Origin of the sequence: Corynebacterium freiburgense, from assembly GCF_030408815.1 — a bacterium.
GTDB classification, from domain to species: domain Bacteria; phylum Actinomycetota; class Actinomycetes; order Mycobacteriales; family Mycobacteriaceae; genus Corynebacterium; species Corynebacterium freiburgense.
The window spans coordinates 2,245,409-2,258,272 of record NZ_CP047355.1; the positions used below are offsets into that span (position 1 = coordinate 2,245,409).

The window sequence follows — 12,864 nt, forward strand, 5'->3', positions numbered from 1 at the left end:
ACCATGGAAAGCTCCAGTTCTTCAGCCACACACAATGGAAGCATGCCTTTCAATAGCGATGTTTTACATCGTTCATTTTGCGGATTCGAAAGAAAAACTCGCACCAAAAACACCATCAAACTTTGTGACCAATAGCACACTTGAGGCTTTGTGATCGAGGGTAACTAGAATCCACCCTCCTCCTCCCGACATGACAATACTTCGACACCTCGCCCCACCTAACGCCACCCGGAACTCATGGGTCATTTACCCAAGACAAAAGGTACCGATACAGCACCCCATGACGAATCGTTGCACCAGGCAATTCTTCAGAAACGATTTCGCGAATTTCAGCTAAATTCAGCGTTGGTTCTGCAACTGGCACTGAAGGGGAATCGGACGCCCTATATTTCCAATCTAGTATCTTTACTACCGGGAATTTAAGTGAAGAAATAATCCAATCGAAAATCGTTTTATTTGCACTTAATCCAACGACTAATATAACGCCACCAGGACATAACTGACGTTTTGCGTTTTCTAGGGCTTGACGAAATTCCATATGGTGAATCGAGGCAACAAAAATAATAGTGTCGAACTCACCTGCGCTGACTGTTTGTGCGTAATCTTCGAATGTTGTACGCAGCAATTGAACATTCTCTGCGTTTTCTAGACGCTTTTTCGCTTGTAGAAAGGTAGCACAATCAGGCTCAATGCCCACAACATATTCACACTGGGCTGCGAGTTTTTCTACCAAGGTCCCATCGCCGCAACCAATATCAAGCACCCTGCCCTGCGAATTCTGCAATATCCAAGGGTGGTATGCAATATTATGATTCCAGTATTCGACCATACTATTGAATTATAGGTGGGAAAGCAGGACCGCAGTAGATCGCCCACTACAGACCTGCTTTATGGCGCTATACATTTACGCTATAGTTCGTACCCCGCCGGATATTGCGGCTGCTTTGGATCACGCATTGCCATAGCGAGTTGTTGTTCTTTTTCAAACCAGTTTCGTGGAGTATTCGGATGCCGCTTTAAATACCCTGCACCTTGCCGGCGAATATCACGTAATTGTTGATAGTTCGAGGGGCCTTCACAATCCTCAGGAGGGCAAGCGTTTTTTGCTTTGAGAACTTTAATGGAATGCGGGCCTGAATCACTTCCGGTATTCAGTACCTCCATTTCCCAGCCAATATTCGAACCATAACCAATATGTACCCGGAACTTCGGCGCGAATACCTGTGCAAGCTGGATATCATTAGGCGAAACGTACTGAGAATCTCGGATATCTTTATCCTCAAGTGCGATAGTGTAATCCCGCTTTTCGTGGGTATAGGTTACACGCCACGTCTGATCTGCTGCCCAGCCGAAAAGCTTTAAAATATCGGGCATTGCTTCTGCCACAGAAAGATGTGCAGGTACGCGCAGCACTCGACTCACGGTAGGTTTTACATCTTTTAGCGCCATACGGAGATGCAAGTGCACTACCCGACCAGCGTCAGTCTGCTCAATACGTTCGCCTGGGAAACGAACACGCTCGTGTTTAATTTGAGCATTTTTACGGATTGGATTGGAAAGTACCGGGCGATCATTTGTATCGGGGAAGTCAGGGAAATCACTGATTCGATCCTCCGCGAAATCACTAAAACTGCCGTGTAGTGATTCGCGTGGTGCAACTGGGAATTCCTCCAGGTTCAGCTCATCCGAGTGCTCTTGAATTGCTACTTCCGTCAGTGGACCCCAAAATGCCATGCTCCGAATATTTTGTTCCTGCGCAGCCTCAAGTAATTCGTTGGCACGATCAGTTAATACAAGACCTGCTGGTGTTTGGATCAGTAGATCCGCATCAGTCATAGTGGCGATGCAACGCTGCAAATCCGGTAATTGCTGGATTCGAGGTAGCTTGCCATGTCCAACCTCATCTTTAAAAATTCGTGAAGTTTGAGCATCAAACTCTAGCAACCCCTTTAAGGCTGTAGGCGTTACATCCCCATCTGCTCCGACTTTGAGGAACCTTGCCCGATGGTGCAGATAATCGGAAATCATGGTGGCACAACGATGAACTTTCTCATCGACAATGCTTTCAGAGAAACGCACCCAAGACGATGGGTAACCGGCCAATTGAAACGCTTGAACCTGGCGCAAATACTGATTACAAAACGGCAGGAAAAACGGCTTCCAAGTAATGTTATTCGCAAAACTTGCCAGTGGGCGACTTAGCGATGGATCCGTAGGCAAACCATCAGCCGCACGATTCGCGGCGTCGATAAGTGAAGATGGCAATGCTGGAATAACCTTGCCGGAGGCAGAAGCCACCATTGGAATTTCGAAATTCGACGGAGGTTCCCCGTCCGAAAGATGCATGGCAAAACGCCACTCAGTAGGGCCCAAAAGCACCAGCACAAGCTTGTTGTACTTCATTAAATCTTCGAATGCCCAGCCCGTGATATCAATATCCAGAATGCCGTCAAAATGATAGTCAGCAAAACCCATCCAATAAGGCGATCCGTCAAGCTCGCCGGAAAGTGTAATGGCAGGGTCCGGAGTACCGTACAAACCAGCAGCAATAAGGTCGAGTACTTGTTCGGCAGGCTGAGAGCCATCAACAAACATAATCGCCTTGGGCGGGTTATAGATATTTTTGGCAGTAAGCTTCACTTTAATGGGGCGCATACAATCAGACTCTAAAACGAAACCCTGAATTGCGGAGCGAGCTTCTTCTCTAATACCCCCGCCATTTATGCAGGTTGTGCGCCACTTAACGCCTCGAGCTGCCAATTCTACGACCTTAACATTAAGCATTGTGCGCAATCGGCAAAATGTTCTCCCCCCAGCAAAAATCACTAATGCTATAGTCCCGCGCGACAAGCACTGTGCGCGGAAAATTCAACCCGGAGCGAGTACGAAAAATGTTCTACAGTTTGGTCTTTTAGAAGTTTGAGCGCAATGTTTCGTATGTTTGATTGCTAAAACGCACTACTTACGGTTCATTACATAACCCCAGGCGACGCAATAACCCGTCAATCACCGCAGCAAAAATAAACTCCAATGGGTCCCCAAGCGATTGGCCAAGTTCGATACCTGCCACTAATGCTGGGTACGTCTGCAGATCGAGAGACGGCATTGCATAAGGCGGTGTATGCAGATCCCGTTCCTCCAAAACTGCGAGCGCCAAGACAAAACGCGTAACTGCTCCAACAGCCATGCTTGTTTTCCCAATATCCCAACCGTAGGCTTGTGCGAACGCTTGGTGCTGCTTTTCCAAAATCGAAAGAATTTTTGGTGAGGCAGGAGCGAAATATAGAAGGTATGCGGAAGCAGTAAATTTGCAAGTTCAAAGACTCTTACAAACGACTACCGGCAAAGGATCACCGTAATCGACTGGGTGTTAGTAATTATCGGATGAGCTATTCTCATCAACCTGCCAAAACTCATTGCGATGCTCTAGAACAACACATCTAGACTAATTATTCTCCGTCTATTAGCACATATTTGCCCTTTTCGAATGGTTGCCTTACGCCCATAAATTCAAAGGGATCTACACTAATTTCTTGAAGTACGCCATCAGAATCCCGGCACCAATTTAAACCTCGGACATCCCGAAAAGCGATCTCTACGCCCAATACAGATTGTTCACGGCTCACATCTGGGCCAATTTCCACCGTATATCGCCCTGGAGGCACTACATATTCTGGAAAAGTGGCTAATGCGGCAGCTTCCGAAGACATCGAAACAATATTTACGTCCCCTGAGCCATCTGCAGGATGCACCTCAATATCGCTGCCATCAAAATCCTCAGTGCCATGCTGAAACACCACCCGGGCTACAACATGGTAAATCGGCTGATCAGCACGATTCTGCACAACTAGACGGCCCTGCCCAGGCTGCTCAACCCAAGCAGAAACCATCTTTGCAAACACCTTCCGCAATACCGCCTTACGGATTTCCTCCTCCGCACGCCGATACGCAGAGTCCGAACGAATTTGCACGACCACAGCCCCCAGCGCGCCCGCCGAAATAATTGCCGAAACAATGCTCACAATCTCAACGACGCCCACAGCAATCCTTTACAAGCTTTAATCTCCTACCAACCTACCCCATTTTAGTTAGCTAAGGAAACACAATTATCGAGTTAATCCGCTCGGCTAACGCCGAGCTACGCAGCTCGTCAAAGTGCAGGTTGTCCAGAATTGGCTAGGTTTCGTCGAAGATGTAGCCAGTTCCACCACCAGGTAAGCCATTCATGCTGTAAATGTCGCGACCAGATAACTGCCAATATCGATGCATACAAATGCAAGTTCTACTGTCATTACCGACTCGATCATAAATACCGTATCGGCTCTGGATTACGGGGTGTCTCCGACCAAAATATTCCACACGCTTGTGATGTGCCCCTCTTCAGTCGTAGCCAGGACGGCATCTCAAGAGCCAATACGAAGTTTCCGTAGAACTTTATTGCAATGTCTCCTCACCAAATCGGTACAGGAAGATTTCGACCGCTGCACCCAGTTTCTCTTAGACACAAATTCTGATAGTGCTGCTGATCACTAGCTTGGCACTTGACTAAATAATGCGGATGCTCACATTTTTCATCAGATCCAGCTGGTAATAAACGAGCAAGTTGGTTGCAAAACAAAGCACTGATTGTCTGAAAATGGTAGCACTGTCAGGAAATGCGAATCGGGTTATCAGCAAAAATTCGCTGATTCATTGGCGATACATTCGGGCTGAAATCTTACTACCTAATTGGTAAAAACAAGGCGACTATCAGCGTAAAAACGAAACTAGCTGGACAAGCCGCGGCAACGAGCAATTGCAGAAGACATTCCACCCCCCACTCCACCTTCCAAGAACGCACATCCTTGCGCACTGACGATCCAATGTAGGGTTCCAGAAACGCATTGTGAACGACAGGGTTATTCGAAAATATTGACGGCTGCATGACCTGTAACGAGGTTCTCCAACGTAGAAGCACAAGGCAACCACCAGCCGAAAAGCGCGCAACATTTCAGTATTGACGACATCTACACTGGTCTGCGTCGCCGAGCTGAAGGAAAACATCCTTATGCCAATTTGGGAGAACTGCACTACTGTCGCCCCATCGACCCAGTAACCATCACGCAGTTTGAACCGTTTGCGCCACCAACAATCGCCGAAGCCTACAAAGAACATGGGGCTGGGTATATCAACGACGGCCTCGTCCGCTTCCTCGACCCCACATACGCCATCGACACACTCCGTCTTGCGGCCCACATCAACACACTTGGTTATCCGCTGTACAAGCAAGCATTCGAACGCTTCCAAACAACTCCAGACACCGGCACTTGCTACGCACACGTGCCACTACTAACCATCGGCGGAGCCGAAGGCGTACACACCGTCGACAACTTTGACTGTATCTGTGTGGCGTACAAGGTGGATAAAGTTAGTCTTAGATTGTCTGGAGTAGCAGACGACACTCGATGGAATTGAGTTACACACTCCTCCGCTTTGTACATCTTTCAAATCCGTCGTCCTATAAAAACTTGTCACTCATGTTGAGCCCAAAGCCTTCACCAAACGTTGCGCAGCTCTTCGAGAAGCCTTACTTGCATGAACTTCCTCTAAGTGACGACACAAAGCATAGACCGACATATCTACCACCTGAACACCCAAGCATTTTTCAAAACAGAGAAATCAACATTGAAGCACATACAGATAGAAGAATTGTTTTGAAACTTTAAGTTTCGATAATAAGTTACTAATTCAACAGTGCTTCCTTTCTTCAATCCCAGATATCGGCAAAACAGAGGGGAATGAAAAATGCTCACGGCGTGGTTGCCTAAATTGGGCGAAGATACCATCGATCCCTCTAGCATTACCGATATAACTTGAAAAAAACTTCAAATAGTCGATATTTACACCGTAGGAACATTAACCAACTTAACTGCAATGAAGTTAGTTAATCTACATAAATGTCATCCTCAAGATATTTGACCATTTTCTTTGACGAAACAGGCCTGTCAAGAATTGTAATGTTATTCGCGGAGCGGGCCGTTGACCGAGAATCATTTGGGCTAATGCTCATGAAGTCCAAATGACGCCATACGCGTTCCATTTGTCCTTCTGGGTCTCCATAAAAATCAGCTTCAAAAATCCGAATAAAATTCCATCCACACCGTTCCAGTTCACGCTGCTGCCGCAAAGCACGTTCAACGCCCGCATGCCCATTCCACTTATCACCGTCGCATTCAACCGCAAGAAATGCATCCACCCCTTGCACAACGAGGTCAATCTTGTAATCCCCTACTTTAAATTGGGGAATCACTTTATAACCACGAGCAACAATCCTGTTATAAACTCTTTGCTCAAAAAGCGAATCGAACCGTTCATCACGAACATCATCAGAAACCATGATTGAATTTTGCTCAAGTATTCTTTTTCCAGCCACATCATAAGCGTACTTAAGAAGTTGAAATCGAATATCTTCAGAGTTAGGTATCTGTTCCACACCCAAAGAATGAAATAGCCAAACTTGATCTCTAGCACGACTTACCGCAACATTATAACGTTGAATGTACGTGTCCTTAGATAAAGTAGTTAAATTTTGATTCTCGCTTTTTGAAGAAACCATAGATAAGAAAATTACATCTCGTTCAGCACCCTGAAACTCCGCTGGCGACCCCACCCGTAATTGATGCTGCTCCCAGACATGAGGCGATAATTCATCACGTAGCCGAGCTTGAATGTAATCAGCCTGCCCAGAAGAACTGAGCAAAGAAATAACACCAATAGTTTTGCCTTGATATGCTGGATCATTTACACAATCAATAACTTGTGCAACGAGTGCGTCTGCTTCATGCTCATTTATTTTGTTACGTCCCGTTCCCTGGGTTGCAAATGGCGTGTGAACCACTTTTATCGGTGCTAGTCTCTGAACAGCTGGTTGACGAACTGGAACTAACCGAATGTTGTCAGGTTCATAAGCAATTTGATTCGAGAATTCAATAATCTCGGGCACACACCGCCGATGTTCAGTAAGTGTTAACCGCCCACCAAACCGCGCAAGTGCAACATCAAAAAGCGAACGTTGTGGATCACACCAAGCAGCTTTATCATCATCCTTAAGATACTGGTCGGCTAATTTACGGATTTCTTGCTCGCTAACTCCCACAGCAGACGGGGATACCTGTTTATCATCACCGATAACAACGATAGTCGGAGCTAAGTATTGCAAGAATACTGCCTCCGCTCCCGCTTGTGACGCCTCATCGATCATAACAACGTCAAACATGTCTTTCTGGACATCTAACTGATCAATCACACGGTGAAGTGGCATAATCCAAACTGGAACCGCGCTTCGACAATTGTCCAGTGCCCGCCGGATCTCTCGACGACGCTGATTAGCGTACTTTCCTTTACCTTTGCCGAGCCGTTTTACGCTTTGTGCATATTCGACCAAATTTTTCCTAGTTTTTCCGGTAATACGATCGTTCCTCAAAGCACGATTCCAAGCACGCTCTGCGGCCAACACACAAACTTGCTCTTGAATTTTCTTTTCGACGATCTGAACTTCACCTTGCAATTTCGAGATATCACAAGACTTTTGGGACTCAATTTGTTCCACACACGCAAGCCATTTTGCAGCTTCTGAAGCTCCATCTAGCTTCGCTAGGTAGTCGTCACAAACACTTAAATCGTTGAGTTTCTGGACCAACCGTGGCGACCACTGCTCAAGTTTTGTCTCGAGTTTCTCAAGTTCCTTCAGTTCATCGAATTGCTTCGCAAGTACCATCGCTTCACGGAGAGCCTTTTCAGCAAGCAAACCATCACGTTGTTCTAGTGCCTTATGTAACTCACCAACCCAAGGTATATCCTTATGATTTGCGGCCAAATTATGTACGCAAGCATGCATTTCATTTAAATGAGATATTTTCCCTTTTAGCTCGTCACGCAACTTACATTCTAAACTATAATTTTCTATAGTTTGGATAAGTTCTGGTAAAGCCTCGACTCCTTGTGTATAACCAAATTGCTGCAATAACTGTGAAATCTGCGGTAAATCCTCCAACATCTCAAGAGCAGAAACGAAATCTCTTAGATCATTTTTCAACTGAAAAACTATCATTTCTGGAGTGCTACTGACTAGTTTTAACCATCTAGGCAAGTTAGCAACGAGTGACTCGATCGCCTGGTCTAGTTGAATTCGAGCAATTACGGCGCAAACTTGTTCCGCTGTAGATGGCTGTGCGCCATCAAGTGCTACAGATTCGAAAAATGAGCTTCCTTGCTTGATGATCTTCGGAGTCCAAAAATGAATTTTAACCGCACCATAAGCATCAGTTTGTAGCGGACCCCGCTTCTCCAAATACTTCAAAAGGTTACTAGCATACGGTAGATAATCAGAAAGTGGTTCAGTGAACTCAATCCTTTGATAGCTCGCCAACGGCAAAAGCAATTCACTAATCTTCTGAATACTGCATTGAAGTTGCTCTACTTCCACGCGCCAAGAGTACAGCTGTCCCTTGCAATATGAATCTATTAAATCACTCACCCATACCTGTGAAAACTGGCGGACATTAGTCAGTACACTTTCGACGTGTTTCGCCGTTTCCAACGTTGCATCACGTTTCGTCTTATCAAAAGCACTCAATGTCAACTTTCCCTCGACAGTGAAACTGCTCTGTAAGCTATTACACGCTATCTCAAGGGTCTCAATTTCCTGATCCATTTCATTGAAATCAATTAGCCTGGGTAATTTCTCAATATCTATCGAAGCAGAGGCTGCAACAAAGTCCCGATTGACGTGACAAAAATGAGTAATCAGCGATCGATATCGACATACCTCGTCAACATTTAGTGGAAATTCCCCAGTAATATCTGCCGAAAACTCTCTAATCCATTGATATTCTTTACTTTCATACTGCAGTTTTTGCACGAGTTCTCTGGGGCGATACTGTTTCCCGAAAACCTCAACAGGTTTAGCTTTCGAACAAAACTCTGTTTCAAGACGTTGCAAAAGATCCCGCCGTTCTTCCTGTAACTCGGCTAATCGATCTTCACATACCTGTATCTTGTGTCGGGACTCATCGACGTCAAATTCCGAAGACGAACGAGAAATTCTATCAACAGCTAGTTTTAAACTTGCCATATCGTCCGTTGAGGTACCAATAACTGACACCGCCAGTTCACGTATTTCCTCTGGTAGTTTGTCTCGCACCTCGTATAAAGCTCGATCGGTCTCTGCAGTAACAAGAACGCGTTTACCTTGCGCAAGAAAATGAGAAAGTAACGCGGCGGCCATATGCGTTTTGCCTGTACCTGGTGGGCCTTGCACGACTGTCTGACTATGAGTATCAACCCGTTCAATAATACGGCGTTGCACTTCATTTAAAGGCAGTGGACTAAAAACATCATCACCAAAAGTGACTACTGCACCTGGTTCAGAGCAAACCGTTGGTGACAACGTGTCGTCCGGGTCAACCAACGTACGTAACCCAAACGGAATTTCACCTTTTTCTTCAATCTGTGCAGCAATTTTGTCGTAAACCATGGCAAACCCGACGTTCTCCCGTTTACGAAGAATCACTGCTGGTGCCCAAGAAACTACCGGAATGTTTGTAGGATCTTGTGGATTCCCCACCGGAGAATATACTGCTGAAGTAGCCAAGCTATGAGCAGTGATTTTTCCTAATTCACCGAAAAGATTTACGTCAAAAACGTGTCCAGAATAGGCAGCCGCCTTGGCAACTACATCACTTACGAAAGTTCGATCCTGGAGGGCTTCAGCCGGTATAAAATTAAGTTCGGTTTTAAATGTTGCGGCAACGTCCTCGAGTTGAAGACAAATTTCTCCAGTAGTTTTATCATGGCTCGACTTTAATCGTACCGTAAACAAATGACGCTTTATCGAATTTGCGGAATTATAATTCCATGATAAAAGCCCCATGCCCAAAACTAATTCAAATTCTTCACTTGATTGACTTGCATTAATATGCGCATCAAAGAGCTTATTATACAACTTTCTGTAAGATTCATGTTTCGCCCAAGAATCCCACTGAAAAAGCCACTGCTCAGCCTGATCACGAAAAGCAGCTGATTGATTTTTGAATAACTTGCCATCACTACGAAGAGAAATTTTTGGCCTGCGATTGTATTTATCTACTGCCCCATCAATCCAAGGACGTATATTTTCCGGCACTGACGGCGGAGGCATTTGATCCACTCGAGAAGCAACAAATAACGTGCCATCTTTTTCGCTTTCCGAATTCAGTTTGTAATCTGTGGATTGATATTCTCCTAGAAGCCATTGGCTCAACTGTTGATCGATGTATAGAGGCCAACCATTCTCTCGCACCTGACTCGCGATGTCAGATAGCCAAAAAACTCCACCGTCTTGTTCAAACTTCTTAATATTAGTTGTTGTATTTTCCCGCAAACGTCGTACTTGCGCTAAATACTGAAACAGGTGTACTGCTTTTTCAACTTTCGCGGATTGTTCCACCATGCGATACTCCATAATATAACTTCAACCTTAGCATTTTACTCAGCTGATTCTTATTCTTTAAAGAATTCCTAGCACACAGACATGGTGTTTATCAACATTCCCGCTAACGAAGTTTAAAAACCAAAGACTCCAAACTTGCACAATGTTAAAAAGTGTAATTTTTATATATTCCCAACAAAAGAGGTAGATCCATTCCTCACCAAAATGCTTTTCCTCTGGCAACAAACCCTATCAAAAACAAAGCAGAAGTTTGTCCAAAATTTACAACAAATTTGAAGCTTCTTATACGCTCATCAAATTCGATATCGGATCTCGTTCAAATAGGTCAATCCCCGCCTAAAATGAATCTTGACTCACAGATTTCATCGAAATTCTGAATTCAGATGTTGAGGAAAGTACGCCATATAAATTTAACGTAAGTGAGCTATACTTATACACTTTTCTTCTCAGAAATTGCGCACCTGCATCTTCCGTTTCCTCACCAGGCAGTATTCTTCCAAAAACTGGAATTTAGGATTTCATACACGTTTTTACTACCCCTCATCCGTGCTCAGCGCAGCAACAAACGCTTCTTGCGGAACCGACACTGAGCCAATGTTCTTCATTCGCTTTTTGCCTTCTTTTTGCTTTTCAAGCAGTTTGCGTTTACGGGAAATATCGCCACCATAGCACTTTGCTAGAACATCCTTGCGCAAAGCGCGAATGTTTTCACGGGCAATAATCTTCGAACCAATGGCCGCCTGCACTGGGACTTCAAATTGTTGCCTTGGGATAAGCTCCTTGAGCTTTACGGTCATTTTATTGCCGTACCATTGCGCATTGTCTCTGTGGACAATCGCGCTAAAGGCATCCACAGCTTCGCCCTGGAGGAGAATATCCACCTTTACCAGGTTGGATTGCTGTTCTCCAGCTTCCTCATAATTGAGTGACGCATAGCCTTTTGTACGAGATTTCAACATATCAAAGAAATCAAAAATAATTTCGCCAAGTGGCATGGTGTAGCGAAGTTCTACGCGGTCTTCAGAAAGGTAATCCATACCGCCCATTTGGCCACGTTTGGATTGGCACAGTTCCATTGTGGTACCAACAAATTCAGCAGGGACAATAATTGTCGCTTTAACGATCGGCTCCCAGACTTCCTTTAACTTGCCGCCCGGCCAATCCGATGGGTTATGAACCATAAGTTCGGTGCCGTCTTCAGCGACCACCCGATAATTCACGGAAGGTGCTGTAGAAATCAGGTCTAGATCGAATTCTCGTTGTAAACGATCACGGGTAATTTCCATATGCAACAACCCCAGGAATCCACAACGGAAACCAAAACCAAGGGCTACAGAGGTTTCTGGTTCAAAGGTGAGGGCAGCATCATTGAGTTGGAGTTTTTCCAGGGCATCCCGCAGGTCGGGATAGTCCGCTTGGGAAATTGGGAAAAGGCCCGAGTAGACCATTGGCTTGGGTTCTTCATAACCTTTTAGCGGTGTTTCCGCACCCTTGTGCGCCCAGGTAACTGTGTCGCCTACTTTGGATTGGCGCACGTCTTTCACGCCGGTAATCAGATACCCCACTTCGCCGGGACCAAGGCCTTGGCATTTCTTTGGGGTGGGGCTTACGATGCCAATTTCTAAAAGTTCGTGAGTTGCCCCCGTAGACATCATTTTGATTTTTTGGCGGGGCTCAAGACGCCCATCAACCATACGTATATACGTAACGACGCCGCGGTAGGTGTCGTATACGGAATCGAAAATCATTGCGCGGGCTGGGGCTTCCGGGGAAGCATCAGTAGAAGGTGGGGGCACGAGCTCACACACGCGGTCGAGAAGCTCAGGAACTCCTACACCTGTCTTACCTGAAACACGCAACACTTCCTCTGGTTCACAACCGATGATGTGAGCGATTTCTAAAGCATACTTTTCCGGGTCTGCCGCAGGGAGGTCAATTTTATTAAGAACAGGGATGATTTCAAGGTCATTTTCCATCGCCAAATACAGATTGGCTAAGGTCTGCGCCTCGATGCCTTGCGCGGCGTCGACAAGCAAAATAGCACCTTCGCAAGCTTCCAGAGCGCGGGAAACCTCGTAGGTAAAATCTACGTGGCCTGGGGTGTCAATAAGATGCATAACGATCTGTTCACCCTCATGCGCACCGGAACGGGGCACCCACGGCAGACGTACGTTTTGGGCCTTAATGGTAATGCCGCGCTCACGTTCAATGTCCATATTGTCAAGGTATTGATCGCGCATATCGCGGGCCTCAACAACCCCTGTGAGCTGCAGGATTCGGTCCGCGAGTGTGGACTTACCGTGGTCAATATGCGCGATGATGCAGAAGTTCCGGATCTGCGCCGGCGGGGTAAACGTTGCTTCCGCAAAATTGCTTGCCATAGTAATGTGCTTCCC

Annotated in this window: 7 protein-coding genes; 1 reads left to right on the forward strand and 6 read right to left on the reverse strand. The window is 45.8% G+C overall.

What is annotated here, in order from left to right; all coding sequences use genetic code 11:
* Positions 1-235: 235 nt before the first annotated feature.
* The 4 genes from CFREI_RS10110 to CFREI_RS10125 form a co-directional block, all read right to left on the reverse strand.
* Entirely contained in the window at positions 236-829 is a 594-nt protein-coding gene (locus tag CFREI_RS10110) for a class I SAM-dependent methyltransferase (RefSeq protein ID WP_027011737.1), read from the reverse strand.
* Positions 830-909: 80 nt separating this feature from the next.
* Entirely contained in the window at positions 910-2,655 is a 1,746-nt protein-coding gene (locus CFREI_RS10115; protein WP_169719127.1) for an IS1096 element passenger TnpR family protein, read from the reverse strand.
* A gap of 307 nt (positions 2,656-2,962) precedes the next feature.
* Entirely contained in the window at positions 2,963-3,247 is a 285-nt protein-coding gene (locus CFREI_RS10120) for a hypothetical protein (protein WP_156907686.1), read from the reverse strand.
* A gap of 202 nt (positions 3,248-3,449) precedes the next feature.
* Positions 3,450-4,040, reverse strand: coding sequence for a hypothetical protein (locus CFREI_RS10125; RefSeq protein ID WP_027011734.1), 591 nt, complete (start codon positions 4,038-4,040; stop codon positions 3,450-3,452).
* Positions 4,041-5,055: 1,015 nt separating this feature from the next.
* On the opposite strand from CFREI_RS10125, the gene CFREI_RS10130 reads away from it, so the two are divergent.
* Complete coding sequence (locus tag CFREI_RS10130; protein ID WP_027011733.1) at positions 5,056-5,454, forward strand: hypothetical protein; 399 nt, start codon at positions 5,056-5,058, stop codon at positions 5,452-5,454.
* A 469-nt stretch (positions 5,455-5,923) separates the two neighbouring features.
* Here the strand turns inward: CFREI_RS10130 and CFREI_RS10135 are convergent, their stop codons facing one another.
* Complete coding sequence (locus CFREI_RS10135) at positions 5,924-10,480, reverse strand: PDDEXK-like endonuclease domain-containing protein (RefSeq protein ID WP_084170637.1); 4,557 nt, start codon at positions 10,478-10,480, stop codon at positions 5,924-5,926.
* Between the two features lie 521 nt (positions 10,481-11,001).
* A complete protein-coding gene (lepA, locus tag CFREI_RS10140) occupies positions 11,002-12,849 on the reverse strand; it encodes a translation elongation factor 4 (RefSeq protein ID WP_027011731.1) in 1,848 nt (615 codons plus the stop codon).
* Positions 12,850-12,864: the final 15 nt, after the last annotated feature.

What these genes read in the sequence shown, in the direction of transcription:
- CFREI_RS10110 (WP_027011737.1), bottom strand. Translation starts at nt 829, where the DNA reads ATGGTCGAATACTGGAATCATAATATTGCATACCACCCTTGGATATTG.
- CFREI_RS10115 (WP_169719127.1), bottom strand. Translation starts at nt 2,655, where the DNA reads ATGCGCCCCATTAAAGTGAAGCTTACTGCCAAAAATATCTATAACCCG.
- CFREI_RS10135 (WP_084170637.1), bottom strand. Translation starts at nt 10,480, where the DNA reads ATGGAGTATCGCATGGTGGAACAATCCGCGAAAGTTGAAAAAGCAGTA.
- lepA (WP_027011731.1), bottom strand. Translation starts at nt 12,849, where the DNA reads ATGGCAAGCAATTTTGCGGAAGCAACGTTTACCCCGCCGGCGCAGATC.